Source organism: Novosphingobium sp. UBA6272 (assembly GCF_002440635.1).
Taxonomy (GTDB): Bacteria; Pseudomonadota; Alphaproteobacteria; order Sphingomonadales; family Sphingomonadaceae; genus Novosphingobium.
In genome coordinates this window covers 55438-71854 of record NZ_DJUW01000028.1, presented here as the reverse complement: position 1 = coordinate 71854, position 16417 = coordinate 55438, and the positions used below count along the sequence as shown (strand labels likewise).

14 protein-coding genes are annotated in these 16417 nt (G+C 66.2%); 6 read left to right on the top strand and 8 right to left on the bottom strand.

Translation table 11 applies throughout. From position 1 onward, the window contains the following. Positions 1-148: 148 nt before the first annotated feature. From B2V17_RS13305 to tilS, 3 genes are all read left to right on the top strand, one after another. Complete coding sequence (locus tag B2V17_RS13305; RefSeq protein WP_292998478.1) at positions 149-1123, top strand: helix-turn-helix domain-containing protein; 975 nt, start codon at positions 149-151, stop codon at positions 1121-1123. A gap of 149 nt (positions 1124-1272) precedes the next feature. After that, the gene (locus B2V17_RS13300; protein ID WP_292998476.1) at positions 1273-2226 is read left to right on the top strand and encodes a tetratricopeptide repeat protein; all 954 of its coding nucleotides are present in this window, start codon (positions 1273-1275) and stop codon (positions 2224-2226) included. A gap of 9 nt (positions 2227-2235) precedes the next feature. Continuing rightward, positions 2236-3198 carry a tRNA lysidine(34) synthetase TilS gene (gene tilS, locus B2V17_RS13295; RefSeq protein ID WP_292998474.1) on the top strand — a complete coding sequence of 321 codons (963 nt, stop codon included), beginning with the start codon at positions 2236-2238 and terminating at the stop codon, positions 3196-3198. On the opposite strand, the gene B2V17_RS13290 is transcribed toward tilS, so the two are convergent. Both B2V17_RS13290 and B2V17_RS13285 read right to left on the bottom strand, forming a co-directional pair. Further along, entirely contained in the window at positions 3195-3845 is a 651-nt protein-coding gene (locus tag B2V17_RS13290) for a 2-hydroxychromene-2-carboxylate isomerase (protein ID WP_292998472.1), read from the bottom strand. The genes tilS and B2V17_RS13290 overlap by 4 nt on opposite strands. After that, entirely contained in the window at positions 3842-4885 is a 1044-nt protein-coding gene (locus B2V17_RS13285) for an NAD(P)-dependent alcohol dehydrogenase (RefSeq protein WP_292998470.1), read from the bottom strand. Before B2V17_RS13285 ends, B2V17_RS13290 begins: the two co-directional genes overlap by 4 nt. An 82-nt stretch (positions 4886-4967) precedes the next feature. Here B2V17_RS13285 and B2V17_RS13280 point away from each other — a divergent pair, with 82 nt between their 5' ends. Together B2V17_RS13280 and B2V17_RS13275 are read left to right on the top strand one after the other, a co-directional pair. Then, complete coding sequence (locus B2V17_RS13280) at positions 4968-5750, top strand: SDR family oxidoreductase (protein ID WP_292998468.1); 783 nt, start codon at positions 4968-4970, stop codon at positions 5748-5750. A 12-nt stretch (positions 5751-5762) separates the two neighbouring features. Next, a complete protein-coding gene (locus tag B2V17_RS13275; protein WP_292998466.1) occupies positions 5763-6554 on the top strand; it encodes an SDR family oxidoreductase in 792 nt (263 codons plus the stop codon). Between the two features lie 149 nt (positions 6555-6703). Here the strand turns inward: B2V17_RS13275 and B2V17_RS13270 are convergent, their stop codons facing one another. Then, a complete protein-coding gene (locus B2V17_RS13270; protein ID WP_292998464.1) occupies positions 6704-7342 on the bottom strand; it encodes a L,D-transpeptidase family protein in 639 nt (212 codons plus the stop codon). Positions 7343-7503: 161 nt separating this feature from the next. On the opposite strand from B2V17_RS13270, the gene B2V17_RS13265 reads away from it, so the two are divergent. After that, on the top strand, positions 7504-8622 hold the full coding sequence (locus B2V17_RS13265) for a phospholipase D-like domain-containing protein (RefSeq protein WP_292998462.1): 1119 nt from the start codon (positions 7504-7506) through the stop codon (positions 8620-8622). 143 nt (positions 8623-8765) lie between these two features. On the opposite strand, the gene B2V17_RS13260 is transcribed toward B2V17_RS13265, so the two are convergent. The 5 genes from B2V17_RS13260 to zwf are packed head-to-tail and all read right to left on the bottom strand — an operon-like array spanning position 8766 to position 16368. After that, positions 8766-11540 (bottom strand): phosphoenolpyruvate carboxylase, encoded by a 2775-nt coding sequence (locus B2V17_RS13260; RefSeq protein ID WP_292998460.1) that lies wholly within the window; start codon positions 11538-11540, stop codon positions 8766-8768. Further along, positions 11537-12151 carry a bifunctional 4-hydroxy-2-oxoglutarate aldolase/2-dehydro-3-deoxy-phosphogluconate aldolase gene (gene eda / locus B2V17_RS13255; protein ID WP_292998458.1) on the bottom strand — a complete coding sequence of 205 codons (615 nt, stop codon included), beginning with the start codon at positions 12149-12151 and terminating at the stop codon, positions 11537-11539. Before eda ends, B2V17_RS13260 begins: the two co-directional genes overlap by 4 nt. Continuing rightward, positions 12148-13125, bottom strand: coding sequence for a glucokinase (gene glk / locus B2V17_RS13250; protein WP_292998456.1), 978 nt, complete (start codon positions 13123-13125; stop codon positions 12148-12150). The genes eda and glk overlap by 4 nt, the downstream gene beginning before the upstream one ends. Continuing rightward, positions 13122-14936: a phosphogluconate dehydratase gene (gene edd, locus B2V17_RS13245; protein WP_292998454.1), complete on the bottom strand. Its 1815-nt coding sequence runs from the start codon at positions 14934-14936 to the stop codon at positions 13122-13124. Before edd ends, glk begins: the two co-directional genes overlap by 4 nt. Continuing rightward, entirely contained in the window at positions 14929-16368 is a 1440-nt protein-coding gene (gene zwf / locus B2V17_RS13240; RefSeq protein ID WP_292998452.1) for a glucose-6-phosphate dehydrogenase, read from the bottom strand. The genes edd and zwf overlap by 8 nt, the downstream gene beginning before the upstream one ends. Between the last annotated feature and the right edge of the window lie 49 nt (positions 16369-16417).

The following is a 16417-nucleotide window of genomic DNA, read 5'->3' as shown; positions in this document are numbered from 1 at the left end:
GAACTGCGGGCGACACCGGCCTGTCACATTTCCGGGCCATCCTGCCGTCTGGTTGGCCTGTCCGCGCTGCTTTTCCGTTGACTCTGTGCGGTAAAAGCGGATTGTCCCGCCCGACTGGAATACCAGGGTTGCAACTTTCGGGGTCGGAATGTCGGAAACTGACGTGGAAGAGGCTGAACTGCCTCTTGAAGGGATTGGGGCACGCCTGCTCCGCGCACGCGAGGCGGCGGGGATGAGCCGCGCCCAGGTTGCGGCCATAACCAGAATTCCCGAACGTCACCTGACCTCGATCGAGGACGGGAATTTTTCGGCCCTGCCTTCGCGGACCTATGCAGTCGGGTTTTCGCGATCCTATGCCAAGGCTGTGGGTCTCGATGCAGATGAGATCGTTACTGCAGTGCGGGGCGAACTGGTCGATTTTGAACCGGCCGAACCGCGTCGGGGCATTCCCACTTTTGAGCCTGGCGATCCTGCCCGGGTGCCGGGTTCGCGGCTGGTCTGGCTGTCCGCTCTGGGAATTATCGCAGTGCTGGCCGGGCTGTTCTTCCTCTACCGCTCGATGATCGCCCCGGGCATGACGCTCCCTTCGATCCTTTCTGACGAACCGGCCGTGGCCGCGCAAAGCGAGGCTGCACCGGCGGCTGTGCCGGCCCCGACCGGTCCGGTTGTATTCACCGCGCTGGATGGCAAGGTCTGGGTCAAATTCACCGATGGTGCCGGCAACCAGCTGTTCCAGAAAGAGATGGTTCAGGGTGAAAGCTGGACCGTCCCGGCTGACCAGACCGATGTGCGGATCATGACCGCGCGGCCCGAAGCTCTGGCAATAACTATTGGCGGACAATCGGTACCCAAATTGGCAGAAGTGCAGACGACCATTCGCGATGTGCCGGTAACGGCTAGCGCCCTGCTGTCGCGGGGTACCGCCGCCGCTGTGCCGGTGCCGGTCGAAACGCCCAATGCGCAGCCACCCCGCCAGCAGCAATCTCAGCCGCGCCAGCGGGACCGGCGTTCCGCTCCGGTCGCGCAACCGGCCGCAAGCCCGGCAGCGTCAACGCCGGCTGTTGCGCCGGCCAACGAGCCGCCACCTGCTCCTGCCGCGGCGCCGTCTGCTTCGGCAACTTGAGGAAATCCAGCAACTGGGCTGCGGATAGCTTTGCCCGGCTGCTCGACAGCGCCCGGTCCATCTGTCTAAGCCAAACTCCCGGTTCATCTCCGGTTCGGCGGGGCTGGAGCATGGCCGCGTCAATTCGATTTTTGCATGGACTGCACACGATGAAGCACCTGATCCACAAGAAGCCCTTGCTGCTGGCCCTATCGCTGGCGATCGCCGCGCCGGCCCTGGCGCAGAGCGCGGGCGATACCGGCCTTGAAACCCGGATCCGTAAGCTTGAAGCCGAAGTCTCGGCCTTGCAGCGTGTGGTCTTTCCGGGCGGAGACGGCCGTTTCTTTCCGCAGCTGCAGCCCAGCCAGTCCGGGACGACCCCGGCAGGCACGCCAGCCAGCAATCCCAACGCCGACATGCTGACCCGGATGGACGGGCTGGAAGGGCAGGTCTCGCGTCTGACCGCGCAGGTTGAGGAAGACCGCAACCGGCTCGACAAGCTCGAAGCGCGCCTTGCCGCTTTGGAAGCCGGCAAGTCGGCGGTTCCGGCGCAGGCTGGCGGTTCAAGCACTGGCAGCAACCATTCGGCGATGACAGGCGGTGCCTCGAGCCCCGCCCCGACCACGAGTGCAACGCCCAAGCCGGCGACATCGACGCCCACTGCCAAGCCCGCCGATCCTTCGGCCAAGCGCCTTGCCGCGGTGCGCGCGATCGCCAAGCCGGAGACCAGCGATCCGGGCGACGACGAATATTCCTATGGCTTCCGGCTGTGGGAGGCGAAGTTCCAGCCCGAGGCGCAGCAGCAGCTCAAGCTGTTCCTGACCAAGTACCCCAAGCATGCCCGGGTCTCCTATGCCCGCAACCTGCTGGGCCGTTCCTATCTGGACGAAGGCAATCCGCGCGAGGCGGCGAGCTGGTTCCTGCAGAACTACAAGGCCGACCCCAAGGGCGATCGCGCGCCGGATTCGGTGCTCTACCTGGCGGAATCGATGCGCCAGATGAAGGACACCAATCGCGCCTGCGTGGCGCTTGAGCAGTTCGGGCGCGAATTCCCCAAGGAAGCCGCCGGCCGGCTCAAGGCGCAGTACGATGCGACCCGGGGCGGGCTGAAGTGCCCGGCTTGATGCCGCGCCTTGTCCGCTTCCGCGCTTTCGCCTGATCCCAATCTGACGGCGCGTTTCGCTGCCGATCTGGCCGCGCTGTGGCAAGGCGAGGGGCGGCTTGGGGTGGCGGTATCGGGCGGGCCGGACAGTCTGGCCTTGCTGCTGCTCGCCGCTGCCGCCCTGCCCGGAAGGGTTGCCGCCGCCACTGTCGACCATGGCCTGCGGGCAGAGAGCGCGGCGGAATCCGCCTTCGTTTCGCAGATCTCAAGTATAGTTGAGGTTTCTCATGCTGCACTGATTGTGCAGGTGGATCCGGGCAATGTGCAGGCCAATGCCCGCGCCGCGCGCTATGCCGCGCTGGCTGGCTGGATGGAGCGCGAAGGGCTGTCGGCGCTCGTCACCGCGCATCACGCCGACGATCAGGCGGAGACCCTGCTGCTCCGGCTTAACCGTGGCAGCGGGGTTGCGGGGCTGGCCGGTGTCCGCGCGCGCGGCACTGTCCCGGGCACCCGGCTGCCGCTGGTACGCCCCCTGCTGGGCTGGCGGCGGAGCGAGCTGGCAGAGGTTGTGGCCGTGGCCGGACTGCACGCAGTCGACGATCCGTCCAACCGCGATGACCGTTTCGACCGCGCGCGGGTCCGCAAGGCAATTGCCGGGGCCGACTGGCTCGATGTCCCCGCGCTTGCGCTCAGCGCCGCCAACCTCGCGGATGCCGACGCAGCGCTGGATTGGTCAGCCGCGCGCGAGTGGGGCGAAGCGGTCAGCAAGGGTCCGATGGGGCTGACCTATCGCCCCCAGGCCCCCCGCGCCGTGGCCTTGCGGGTGATCACGCGGATCGTAACCGAGCTGGACGGCGAAGCTCCGCGCGGATCGGCGGTAGCGCGCCTATTCGACAGTCTGATCGCCCGCCAGCCCGCCTCGATCGGCAATCTCGTCGCACGGACTATGCCCGAAGGCTGGACCTTCACTAGAGCCCCGCGCCGACGCAGCTAGCGGCCCGCCATGCCCTTCTGCTGCATCCGCCAAACCAGCTGATCATAACGGTCCTGCCCGAAGAACGGCTCGCCGTCATAGACCATCAGCGGCACGCCGTAATGCCCGCCGAGGCGCTGGTCGGCCTCGTTCTGCTTGATCGCGGCGTCGAGCCGTTCGGCCTCTGCCTCTTGCACCGCATCCATCTCGGCCAGGTCGAGCCCAATTGCTGCCAGCGCCTTGGCGAGATGATCGCCTTCATGCCAGTCCTGCGTCTCTCCCGACCAGATCAGGTGGCTGATCGCGCGCAGCACGGCCAGACCCTTGCCGCGCTCCGCCGCAAGCGTTCCCAGCCGGGTCAGGCGATGAATGTAGGGCTGCTCCTTGGGATAGGTCCGGGTGGCAAAGTCCATCACCACCGGATCGGGCCGCGGCCAGCGCATCGGCATTCCGGCGAATTCGGCGCTGCGAATGCAATCGCGCATCAGATAGGTGAACCACAGCGGGTCGGAATTGGTGAAGAATTCCGGCTGGCGCACCGCGATCGGCAGCACCGGCTTGACGTTCACCTTCGCGTCCCAATCGCGCTCCAGCTCCAGCAGCTTGGGCACGACGATGTACGAATAGGGGCTGCGGAAGCTCCAGTAGAGGTCGACGGTGTGCGTCATAGCGTCTCCATGTCGATCACGAAGCGATAGCGAACGTCGGCTTTCTCCATGCGTTCGAAGGCGTGATTTATCTGATCCATCCTGATCACTTCGGTCTCTGCCGCGATGCCCTTGGCTGCGCAAAGGTCGAGCATTTCCTGGGTCTGCGCGATTCCGCCAACACCCGATCCCGATACCGCCTTCTGGCCCTGCAGCAGCAAGCCGGAATGGAACGGCTCCATCATCTCGATCATCCCGACGATGCACAGCGTGCCCTTGCGATCGAGCAGGAACAGGTAGGGCGTGACATCGTGCTTGACCGGCACCGTATCGAGCAGGAAGTCGAAGCTGCGCCCTGCGGCACGCATCGCGGCCTTGTCGGTCGAGACCAGCACGTGATCAGCACCCAGCTTGCGCGCGTCCACACCCTTTTCGGGCGAGGTGGTGATCATGGTCACTTCGGCGCCGAGCGCCTTGGCGAACTTGACCCCCATGTGGCCCAGGCCGCCCAGGCCGATGACACCAACCTTGGTCCCCGGCCCAACGTTCCAGTTGCGCAAGGGGCTGTAAGTGGTGATCCCGGCGCAAAGCAGCGGGGCAGCGGCGGCCATGTCGAGGCCATCGGGCACGCGCAGCACATAAGGTTCGGCCACCACGATGGCCTTGGAATAGCCGCCGTAGGTCGGGCTGCCATCGATCCGGTCCTTGCCGTTGTAAGTGCCGGTTGCGCCTTCGCGGCAGTAATTTTCTTCGCCGTCGTGGCAGGCATCGCACTTGCGGCAGGAATCGACCGTGGTGCCGACAGCGACCCGGTCACCCACCTTGAACTGGGTTACCCCGGCGCCAACCGCACTGACTGTGCCGACGATCTCGTGCCCGGGCACGAACGGATAATTGGTCCGCCTCCAGTCGTTGCGCGCGGCATGCAGGTCCGAATGGCAGACTCCGCAAAAGGCGATGTCGATGGCCACGTCCTCGTCGCGCAAGGTCCGGCGATCGATCGTCAGCGGGTTGACCCCCGAATCCGGGGCTGTTGCGCCATAGGCCTTGGTTGCGGTCATCGCTTGCTCTCCCGTTCGGCGATTGGTGCTTGCCCAGCATCGCCGCTCGCGTCATTAATCGCTCGATTAACAGGAGAGTCAAATGCGGATTGATTCAACGACTGCGGCGGTGGTGACCGGCGGTGCATTGGGTTTGGGCCGGGCCACGGCAGAGGCTTTGGCCGCGGCCGGGGTCAAAATCGCCATCTTCGACGTCAATGAGGAAAAAGGCGAAGAAGTCGCCCAGGCGATCGGCGGCCTGTTCTGCCGGGTCGACATTACCTCGGAACAGTCGGTGCTCGATGGCTTCGCCAAGGCGCGCGCCGCGCATGGCCAAGAACGGATCACCGTCCACTGCGCGATGACCAGCAAGCGCGGCAAGACGCTGGCCTATGACAAGGAATTGGGCAAGTTGCGCCGCACGCCTACCGAGGATTACGAATACGGGGTGCAGGGCATACTGGTCGCCTCTTACCGGATCGCTTCGATCTCGGCCGAGGGCATGGCCAGCCTCGATCCGCTGGAGGATGGAGAGCGCGGCTGCATCACGCTCACCGCGTCGGTTGCCGCGCAAGACGGGCAGATCGGGCAGATCATCTATGGCTCAGCCAAGGCCGGCGTGAACGGGCTGGTCCTGCCGATGGCCCGTGACCTGTCGGACCTGGGCATCCGGGTCAATTCGATCATGCCAGGCATTTTCGCCACCCCGCTGATGTTGGGAGCCAAGCAGAACGTGCTCGACAGCCTGGCCGCTTCGGTCCCGTTCCCCAAGCGGCTGGGCAAGCCCGAAGAGTTCGGCAGCCTGGCCATGGAACTGGTCCGCAATTCCTATTTCAACGGCCAATGCATCCGCCTCGACGGCGCGATCCGCATGGCCCCGCGCTGAGGAGCGATTGACATGACATCACCCTTCAAGGACGGCCTGCTGGCCGGCAAGGTCGCCTTTATCGCGGGCGGCACTTCGGGCATCAATCTGGGCATCGCCAAGCGCTATGCCGAATTGGGCGCCAAGGTCGCGGTGCTGGGCCGCAATCCGGAGAAGGCGGCGAACGCCGCTGCCGAAATCGGCCACGACGCGATCGGGCTGACGGCGGACGTGCGCGATTATGGCGCGATTGTCGCCGCGATGACGCAGGTTCGCGACCAGTTCGGCCCGCTCGACATCGTGGTTTCAGGCGCGGCGGGAAATTTCCTCGCGCCGGCGCTGGGGATGAGCGCCAATGCCTTCAAGACCGTAGTCGACATCGACCTGCTCGGCACTTTCAACGTGTTCCGCGGCTGCCACGATCTGCTCGCTCCCAATGCCTCCCTGATTGCGATCACGGCGGGGCAGGCCGAGCAGCCGATGCAGCTTCAGGCGCACGCCTGCGCGGCCAAGGCCGGCATCAACCAACTGGTCCGGGTGCTCGCGCTCGAATGGGGTCCGAATGTGCGGGTCAACGGCATCTCGCCGGGCCCGATCGAAGGGACCGAAGGTATGGCCCGCCTCGCCCCCGATGCCTCGACCAAGCAGAAGCATTTCGACCGGATCGCGATGAAGCGCTGGGGTTATATCGAGGAAATCGCCGAGGGCGCGGTGTTCCTGTCCAGCGCCGCCGCGAAATACATCACCGGGGCGATCCTCGACATCGACGGCGGCAGCAGCCTGGGCGATGCGACCCAGCGGAGCACGGAAAAAGGGTTGGCGTAGAAAAACCTCCCTGTCGGCGCAGCCGATGGGGAGGTGGCAGCCCCGCAGGGGCTGACGGAGGGGCAATTGCGCAAGGGCGGAAAGCCCCTCCACCACCGCTTCGCGGCGGTCCCCCTCCCCATGAGCTTTGCTCACAGGGAGGACCGTCTTCAAATCAAGCTATCCCCCGCCTTCGCGGTCTTGCCCTTGGTGATGATTACCTTGTCACCCACCTTGGTCACTCCGAACAGCTTCTTGTCAAAGCCATCAGGCACCCCGATGCAGCCGTGGCTGGCATAGCCCTTTTCCACCTTGGTTCCATGGATTGCGACGCCGTCGGGGGTGAGGTTTTGGGTGAAGGGCATTGGTGCACCGTCATAGGTGCTCGAATAGTGATCGGCCTTCTTCCACTTGATCGGAAATTCGCCGAGCGGGGTCGGCTTTTCGCTGGTGCCGAGCAGAACGGCCGTCGCGCCGATCTCGTAACCACCCTTGAACACCGATAGCACGCGCGCGTCGAGATCGACGGTGACGACGATCGGGCCGTCGGCGACGCCCTTGTCGTCCCAATGCCATTCGCCGTACTTGATCGGGCCGGTGATCGGCAGGATCCGCTTGATCACAAAACGTTCGTCCTTGGGCGGAGCGGCCGGGGCGGGCGCGGCGGTCGGCTGCGGCACCAGCGCCGGATCGGCCTGCGGCGAAAGCGTGGTCGCGCGTTCGTTCGGCTGGCTCAGCAGCAGCGCCGCGCCGCCGATTACGGCAGCCCCGAACAGGCCAAGCAAGGCATAGCTGGAATTGAACTTCATCACCTGCGTCCCGAAGAGATTGCGTCGATCCTGCCCGATAATGCCGCAAGATGGTCAAGACCAGCAAGCGATTAGCCGCGTTCCGGGCCGGGACTGCCTATCTTTCAAAGGTTAACGCAGCGTCGCTTGCTTCGCTTGCGGCAGACTGGCAAGCGCGGGCCATGGCACGGGGCAACCCATCACACATCGAGCTGGCGGTCGGATCGGTTGAATTCCTGGCGCGCGCTCAGGCCGATCTGGCCCGGGCCAGCCGCCGCGTGCTGATCCAGGCGATGACCTTCGAAGGCGATGCGGCGGGGCAGGCGGTCGCGGCGGCGATCACGGCCAGTCCGGCGCAGGATCGCCGGGTGCTGGTCGACGATTATACCCGCCACGTCATCAATGACCGCTTCCTCTCATTCTCGCGCGACCTCGCGCTTTCTGCCGAGGCGGAAGCGACCTGGGCGATGTTCGACAGTCTGGAAAGAAGCGGCATTGGCCTGCGGCTGACCAACCCGGTCGGCGCCAATCCGCTGCGCTACGCCACCCGCAACCACAAGAAGCTGCTGGTGATCGACGATGCGGCGTGGATCGGCGGGATCAACTTTTCCGACCACAACTTTGCATGGCACGACATGATGGTCCGGATCGAGCATTCCGAAGTGGCGGACTGGCTGGCCAGAGAGTTTGAGCGCGATTGGGCCGGCGAAGTCGGCAGCAACGCGGCATCGGTCAGCGATATCGACCTGCTCAGCCTGGATGGAACCGCCAACGCAGCCGGGTTCGAACCGTTGCTGGAGCTGATCGGCAACGCGCAAAGCGAGATCGAAGTTGTCAGCGCCTATCCGACCTTTCCCTTCGTCGATGCCTTGGCGGCGGTGGCGGCGCGCGGGGTACCGGTGCGGCTCTACACCCCGCGGCCCAACAACAAGCCGGTGATCCGCGATTATCTGCTCGGCGTGGCCCGCAGATCTGGGCTCGACCTGCGGCTGACCCCGATGATGACCCACGCCAAGGCGCTGCTGGTCGATGGCAGAACGCTGGTCGTGGGATCATCCAACTTCGATTTCGTCAGCCACCGTGCCAATGCAGAATATCTTGCGACAATCCGCGATCCTGCGCTGATCGGCGAATTCACCACCCGCGTGCTTGAGGCTCTCCGCCAGGGTGCCGAAGTACCCCAGCCGCAAGAACATTCCTCCTGGCGCGCATGGAAGGCCCATGCGGGCCTGCGGATCGCTGACATGCTGGTCAGCCTGCTTGACCAGGGCCCTCGCATCGCGGAGTGGCGGCGGCGTTAGAATTCTGTCGGTGCGCCCAGCAACACAAAGCCCTTCCCCCTGGGGAAGGGTTGGGATGGGGGTACTTCATCCTCGAGGTCGGGAGCCCCCACCCCCAACCCCTCCCCGTCGGGGAGGGAAGATTCTATCAGTGGAAACAGAACTTAGCCGTGCGCGCCGAACAGGTTGGCGATCGCGGTGGTGATCCTGAGGGACAGCGCCTGGGCCTGGGCAATCGGATCGATAAAGTCTCGGTGGATGGCTGAATAGCCGACCGCCGCCTCGTCCGGATAGTCGCTTGGCTCGGCCACGCTGTAATCGCCCAGGTGCGGCTCGCTGGCCGGAAAGGCGCGGCGCAGCTGGGCCAGAGCCTCGTCGACCCGCAGGGTGAAGACCATCTCCAGCACGTCCTCGCGCGAAATGTCGTTGGCGCGGCTGAAGGCCGGGACCGAGACCGCGCGCAGGAACATGTGCTGCATCAGCGCCAGCCGCAGTGCCTGGAGCACGCCGAGCAGCCGGCGGGTATGCTCACGGTCCTGCGCCGGAGCCTCGTCGGGGATCAGCGCGAGCAGGCGGTGCAGTTTGAGCGCATCGACGCGCAGGCGGCTGGCCATCCGGCGGAACACCCCGGTGCGGTCATCGGTGGTCAGGTATTCGGCCAAGGCCAGACAGGCATCGGCGATCCGGCCTTCGCCGCCGCGATAGGGCCGGCTGGCCCAATAGGCCGAGTTGAACAGCTCGCCAAAGGCGGCGACGGTCTTGATGCTGGCCAGTGCATTGGCGCTGCGCACCAAGCGGACCAATTGCCGGCCGCGATCACTGTCGCGCAGTAGTTCCGCCAGCGCCTCGTAATTGCCCTCGGCTGCGGTGCCGAACCCGGCGATCACGTTGACCGGATAGCCCAGCTGCTGAAGCACCGCATTGTGCGGGATCGCGCGGATCTGGCGCAGGCTCATCTCGCGATCAGCGGCGAGGTCGGACTGACGCCGGCTCTTGCGGCTGCCGGTGTCATTGAGCAGGCCGAGCCCGAAGGCGGTGACCGCGCGCGGATAGGTCCGGCTGGTCAGCTGCGCGGCCTGAAAGCGCCGGATCGCGCGGTAGAAATCGAGGCTTAGGTCGGTGCGGCGATAGAAGGGGTCGGTCGGCGCTTCGGCATCGGTATGGCCCGGTGGCATTTCGGCGAAGCGGGTGAGGGTGGCCAGCGCGAGTTCGGGTGTGCCGAAAAACAGGTATCCGTCGCCGCCCTGGAAGCTGACTTCGGGCTCGAGGCGGATGCCGGCGCGAACGAACCGCCGCCGCGCCCAGGGGGAAAGCGGCCAGGCCAACCGATCGGCAAAGCTGCCGGGATGCGCGCCGCGTCCCATGCTTTCACCATGGGTGTTGAAAATCAGCGCGGCAACATCGCTCAGCCCGTTGCTGGCCATCGCCTCGCTCAGCCGGCCTTGCAGCCGTTCGATCGCGAGCGCCGCCGGGATCTGCCCGACGAACCGCCCGGCATCCGAAAAACCGGTCTGGATCGACACCCGCCCACGCGCCCGCGCATAATCGCGGTAGGCTTCTTCGCTGAGCAGTGCGTCGAGGAACCGCCCGCCGTGCTCCAGTGCACCCTCGGTCTCGAACAGCGGCGAAACATCGACCTTGCCGTCGATCCCGAACAGCTTGGCGAAGTAGAGCGCGGCGAGCACCGTCGTCGGCTGCTCGCATTCGGCCACCAGCATCCGGATCGGTGCATCGGCATCGATATGCGCCAGGATCTGCGCCATGGCCAGAAACTGCCGAATTGCGGTGCTGTTCTCGATCGCCAGTGCGGCGAAGTTGGAGCGCAGCGGCTTGGCCTCGGCCAGCAGCTCGCGCATGCGGACCAGCGCGGCCTGGCTGGCGAGATCGAGCTTGCCGTCGGGATCGATCCGGCGGCGGATAGCGTTCTGGAGCTGGCTGGAATTTACCCGGAAGTGGATCCAGCCCATGCCCAGGCCATCGGCGCGCATCGCGGCGGCGGCGGTCAGCAGAGTCTCGGCTGCCGTGTCGTCGGCGTGGGCAGCCTCGTGCTCCAGCTCGGTGATGATAGCGGACAGGCTGGTCAGTTTGAACGGATGGTCGGCGGTCAGCTGGTTGGCCATAGCCGACAGCGCGGCGGGATCGGCAATGTCGGTCGCGGCGATCCGCTCGGCCTGGGTCGCGGCATAGCCTGCGGCAGCACGCAGGCGCTCGGCTATGTCCGGCGCTGTATCGGCCAGTTTCTGGGCGTAAGTGCCGAGTCGCTCGGCCTTTTCCTCCAGCCGATAGCGCAGCGAGGTGGCCCAGGAAATATCGGTGCGCCCGTCCATGTCATAGCCGACCCAGGTGGCGAAGCGCAGCGGCATCGGGTTCAGGCTGCGCCAGCGATCAGGCCAGTTCTTCCGTGCCTGACCCAGCAGGGTGCGGACCATCGCATCGCGGGCGGTCTGGGCGCGGGCGACGGCGTCCATCGCGGCGCGGTGCTCGGAATCGAGGGTTATGGCATCGCGTTGGTGCGGGGCGACGCAGGCTGTGGCCGCGCCGATCTCACCCGAACTGGCCGCACCGGCAACCGCTTCGGACTGGCGCGCGGTGAGCAGGAAGGTGGGATGCGCGGTAAATACCACGTGCACCCCGGGGTGCCGCCAGCGGGCGGCAAAAGCATCGAAGTCGGCACTGGCGACCAGCCCGGCAAGCCGGTCGTGGTTGGCCTGGCGGTCAAGCGGGGCGACCAGCCGCCGCAACCGCTCAGAGCGGGCCAGCAGCCCCTCGCAATCGAGTTCGGCGACCAGCGCCGCGACCTGATCGAGCGTCAGTTCGCCACTTTCGATCCGCCGCGACAGTTCCAGGCTGAGCTGGAACACCGGGTTGAACAGCGGCGTCTCGGCGGTGTGCGCGTGGAGCGCCTGCAACCGCTCGTCGAGCTCGCCGAGCAGGGTCATTGGCCGAATGCCGAGGCCGCCCGGGCTGCGGCTTCGATCGCCGCGACATCGGGCGCGCCCTTTTGCACCAGCCATGAGCCGCCGCAGCACAGCACGGCGTCGAGCGCCAGCCAGTCCGGCGCGGTCGCGGCGGTTATCCCGCCGGTCGGGCAGAACTTGACCATGCCGAACGGCGCGGCGATCGCCTTCAGTGCCGGGATCCCGCCATTGGCCTCGGCCGGGAAGAATTTGAATCGGTCCAGCCCCAGATCAAGCCCGCGCATGATGTCGGACGAGGTGGCGGTGCCGGGCAGGAAAGCGGTGCCCGAGGCAATCGCCGCCTTGGCGAGGCTCTCGGTCAGGCCCGGCGAGACGATGAACTCGCTGCCGGCCTCAAGCGCGTCTTCGAGCGCGAATTCGTTGAGCACGGTCCCCGCGCCGACGATCGCGCCGGGCACCTGCTTCATCTCGCGGATCACCTCGAGCGCGGAGGCGGTGCGCAGGGTTACTTCCAGAACGGGAAGGCCGCCCTTGACCAGGGCTTCGGCGATCGGCGCGGCATGGGCGACATCTTCGATCACCAGTACCGGAATGACCGGCGCCTTGCGCATCAGGGTCTCGATCGGGCTCATGACAGGTGTTCCTTGGCAAAGGCGGCAGCCGCGCCAAACAGGCCGGGCTGGGGATGGGTGATCAGCTTGACCGGAAGACCGGCCATCAGTTCGGCAAACCGGCCCTTGGCGGTAAAGCGGTTGGCAAAGCCCGAGCGCAGCAAGGTGTCCTTGATCCGCAGGCCGAGGCCTCCGGCGATCACCACGCCGCTGGCACCCTGAGCCAGAGCAATGTCTCCGGCGAAAGAGCCGAGCGAGAGGCAGAACCGGTCGACCGCGGCAGCAGCCAGACTGTCTTCCCCGCTGGTCCCCAGTTGCCACAGCGTCCGGTCGTCGAGCGGCTGGATCGCGCGGCCTTCCAGCTGGGCGAGCGCTTCGTAGATATCGACCAGTCCCGGACCCGAGACGACCCGCTCGGCCGATACCCGGCGATAGCGCTGGCGTAGCCGGGCCAGGATCGCATCTTCGATGGTGTCGAGCGGAGCATAGTCGACATGCCCGCCTTCGGTCGCCTGGACCCGGTAATGCCCGTGCCCGTCGCGCCAGACGTGAGCAACGCCCAGCCCGGTCCCGGGGCCGACAATCGAGAGTGTCCCTTCGGCTGGCAGCGCCGTGTCGGGTCCGGCCAGGTGGACGAAATGCTCGTCCCCGGCGCAGGCGACCGCATGGCCAACCGCGCCGAAATCGTTTATCACCGTATAGCGCTGCGCGCCCAGCTTTTCCGGGATCAGCGCCGGGCGGATCACCCATGGGTTGTTGGTGAAGCGGATCACCTCACCGCCAACCGGGCCGGCGATCGCGATCGATACCGCGGCGGGCAGGGTGCCGCCTTGCATCCGCGCGAAGTCCTCCCACGCGGTCTGGAAGCTGGCGTGATCCTTGGTGTGGAGTGTCGCCGGCTCGCCCAGCGTGACTGCGCCATCGTCGGCCACTTCGGCCAGGGCAAAACGGGCATGGGTCCCGCCGATATCGACGGTGACGAGGCGCGTGCTCACAGCCCCGCCTCCGCCAGCATCGCCGACCCGCCTTGCTCCGCCCCGTCAGCGTGGTGGCGCATGAAGGCGAACAGCTCGCGGCCCATGCCCTGCATGCCTTCGGTCCGGCTCGCGGCGCTGCGGCCTGAAAGATCGGCCAGCACTTCAAGGCTGCCGCTCTCGGCGCAGAGCCGGATCACGTCGCCATCCTGCACCATGGCCAGCGGACCGCCGCCCAGCGCCTCCGGGGTGACGTGGATCGCGGCGGGGACCTTGCCGCTGGCCCCGCTCATCCGGCCATCGGTGACCAACGCAACCTTGAAGCCCTTGTCCTGCAGGACCCCCAGCGGCGGGGTCAGCTTGTGCAGCTCGGGCATGCCGTTGGCGCGCGGCCCCTGGAAGCGCACGACCACAATCACGTCGCGGTTCAACTCACCGGCCTTGAACGCGGCCTGGACCGCTTCCTGGCTGTCGAACACGCGGGCCGGGGCCTCGATCGTGTAACGCGAAGGCTCGACCGCGCTGGTCTTGAAAGTTCCGCGGCCCAGGTTGCCCTCAACCAGCCGCATGCCGCCGTCGGGGTGAAACGGGGCGGCGACAGGGGCGAGGATCGTAGCGTCGAGGCTGGCGGCCGGGGCCGGACGCCAGGCCAGCGCCTCGCCATCCAGCATCGGCTCCTCGGCATAAGCGGCCATGCCGCGCTCGGCCACGGTCAGCACATCGCCATGGGCGAGGCCGGCATCCAGCAATTCGCGGATTACATAGCCCATCCCGCCGGCGGCATGGAAATGGTTCACGTCGGCCGCGCCGTTGGGATAGACCCGGGCGATCAGCGGCACCGCCGCGCTGAGCTCGTCGAGGTCCCGCCAGTCCAGCTTGATCCCGGCCGCCCGGGCCATGGCGGGGATATGGATCGCATGGTTGGTCGAACCGCCGGTGGCGAGCAGGCCTACCGCGGCGTTGACGATCGCCTTCTCATCGACCACCCGCGCCATCGGACGATAGTCGCCGCCTTCGCGGCCGATCTCGGCCAAACGGTGCACGGCCTTGCGGGTCAGGGCGGAACGGAGCGGCGTGTTCGGCGGGACGAAGGCCGCGCCGGGCACATGCAGCCCCATCAGCTCCATCATCATCTGGTTCGAATTGGCGGTACCATAGAAGGTGCAGGTACCGGGCGAGTGATAGCTGGCGCTTTCGCTTTCCAGCAGGTCGGCGCGGGTGGCCTTGCCCTCAGCATAGAGCTGGCGGACCTTCTGCTTTTCCTTGTTGGCGAGCCCTGAGGGCATCGGCCCGGAAGGCACGAAAATCGCCGGCAGATAGCCGAACCGCAGCGCGCCGACCACCAGGCCGGGGACGATCTTGTCGCAGATCCCCAGCAGCGCCATGCCGTCGAACATCGCGTGGCTCATCGCGACGGCGGTGGACAGCGCGATCACGTCACGGCTGAACAGGCTCAGCTCCATCCCGTCCTGGCCCTGGGTAACCCCGTCGCACATCGCCGGCGTGCCGCCCGCGACCTGCGCGGTGGCGCCGACTTCGCGGGCATAGATCTTCATTGCTTCGGGATAGCGGGCATAGGGCTGATGCGCCGAAAGCATGTCGTTGTAGGCGGTGACGATCGCCAGGTTGGCCCCGCGTCCGCTCTTGATCGCGCCCTTGTCTTCCAGCGCGGCGGCAAAGCCATGGGCCAGGTTGGAGCAGGACAGCGCGTTGCGGTTGGGGAACCGCTCCGCCTCGGCGTCCATCAGCTCGAGATAGCGGCGGCGGCTGTCCTTCGACTTGTCGATAATCCGCTGGGTGACGCGCTCGATGGTAGGGTGAAGCTTACTCATGCCAGTGAACCCCATCGCGTTCGGTCAGGGCAATCGCGGCGCTGGGTCCCCAGGTGCCGGCGGTATAGTTCTTCGGCCGCAGCCCATGCGTTGCCCAGCTGGCGCGGATGCCGTCGATCCAGTCCCACTGCGCTTCCACCTCGTCGCGGCGAACGAACAGGGTCTGGTCGCCTTCAATCAGGTCGAGCAGCAGCCGCTCATAGGCGATCCGCTTCATCGGCCCGGCAAAGGCATCGGCCATGGCGATATCGAGGGGGACCTCGCGCAGGCGGATTCCCTCGCGGTCAAGCCCGGGGACCTTGGCCATCAGCGAGAGGGTAATGTTCTCTTGCGGCTGGATCCCGATCACCAGCCGGTTGGGCACGGTCAGCGCGCCCTTTCCGGCAAAGATCGAGTGCGGCACGTGGCGGAACTGGACGACGATTTCGGTCTTGCGTTCGGGCATGCGCTTGCCGGTGCGCAGGTAGAAGGGCACGCCCTTCCAGCGCCAGTTATCGAGATGGGCCTTTATCGCGACGAAAGTTTCAGTGTCGCTGTCCTTGCCCAGTTCGTCATCATAGCCCGGCACCGGCTGGCCGCCGATCGCCCCGGCGCGGTATTGGCCGGTCACGGTCTCATCCGGCGCGATCAGGCGCAGGGTGCGCAGCACCTTGACCTTTTCGTCGCGGATCGCGGTCGCGTCGAAATTGGCCGGAGGTTCCATCGCGACCAACGCCAGCAGTTGCAGCATGTGGTTCTGGACCATGTCGCGCAGTGCGCCGGCGCCGTCGTAGAACCCGACGCGGCCTTCGAGTCCGACTGTTTCTGCAACCGTGATCTGGACGTGATCGATATGGGCGGCGTTCCACAGCGGCTCGAACAGGATGTTGGCAAAACGCAGGGCGAGCAGGTTCTGGACCGTTTCCTTGCCCAGGTAATGGTCGATCCGGAAGGTGCGGTCCTCCGGGAAAGCTCGCGCCACCGCGTCGTTGATCTCGCGGCTCGATTCAAGGCAAGTGCCGAGCGGCTTTTCCAGGCCGATGCGAACATTTTCGCCGGTCAGGCCGCCGCGCGAAAGCCCGGCGATGGTCGGCTCGAACAGGCTGGGCGCGGTCGAAAGGAAGATCGCCAGCCCCTGCTTGGGGGTCCCGACCTTGGCCGCCAGGGCTTCATAACCGGCCATGTCGTTGGCATCGAGCGGTTGGTAGCGCAGCCGGTTGAGGAAAGTGGCCATGCCGCCGCGGCGTTCGGCCGGCATGAACTTTTCCAGCGCCTCGCGCGCGAAGTTACGATAGCCGGCATCGTCGAGCGGCTGGCGCGCGGTGCCAACGATCTCCAGATCCTCGGCCACCAGTTTATCGGCATGGAGTGCGCACAGCGAAGGCAGCAGCATTCGCTGGGCCAGGTCTCCGGTCGCGCCGAACAGCAGCAATCGGTCTGCGGTAAAGCTCATGGCATATCCTCTTGCCTCCGCCGGTCAGGCGGCGGAAAGCAAGCGGCGG

Bases quoted from the DNA above. Each gene is read 5' to 3' on its own strand.
- B2V17_RS13305 (WP_292998478.1), top strand. From the start codon at position 149: ATGTCGGAAACTGACGTGGAAGAGGCTGAACTGCCTCTTGAAGGGATT.
- B2V17_RS13300 (WP_292998476.1), top strand. From the start codon at position 1,273: ATGAAGCACCTGATCCACAAGAAGCCCTTGCTGCTGGCCCTATCGCTG.
- B2V17_RS13290 (WP_292998472.1), bottom strand. From the start codon at position 3,845: ATGACGCACACCGTCGACCTCTACTGGAGCTTCCGCAGCCCCTATTCG.
- B2V17_RS13285 (WP_292998470.1), bottom strand. From the start codon at position 4,885: ATGACCGCAACCAAGGCCTATGGCGCAACAGCCCCGGATTCGGGGGTC.
- B2V17_RS13280 (WP_292998468.1), top strand. From the start codon at position 4,968: ATGCGGATTGATTCAACGACTGCGGCGGTGGTGACCGGCGGTGCATTG.
- B2V17_RS13275 (WP_292998466.1), top strand. From the start codon at position 5,763: ATGACATCACCCTTCAAGGACGGCCTGCTGGCCGGCAAGGTCGCCTTT.
- B2V17_RS13270 (WP_292998464.1), bottom strand. From the start codon at position 7,342: ATGAAGTTCAATTCCAGCTATGCCTTGCTTGGCCTGTTCGGGGCTGCC.
- B2V17_RS13265 (WP_292998462.1), top strand. From the start codon at position 7,504: ATGGCACGGGGCAACCCATCACACATCGAGCTGGCGGTCGGATCGGTT.
- B2V17_RS13260 (WP_292998460.1), bottom strand. From the start codon at position 11,540: ATGACCCTGCTCGGCGAGCTCGACGAGCGGTTGCAGGCGCTCCACGCG.
- eda (WP_292998458.1), bottom strand. From the start codon at position 12,151: ATGAGCCCGATCGAGACCCTGATGCGCAAGGCGCCGGTCATTCCGGTA.
- edd (WP_292998454.1), bottom strand. From the start codon at position 14,936: ATGAGTAAGCTTCACCCTACCATCGAGCGCGTCACCCAGCGGATTATC.
- zwf (WP_292998452.1), bottom strand. From the start codon at position 16,368: ATGAGCTTTACCGCAGACCGATTGCTGCTGTTCGGCGCGACCGGAGAC.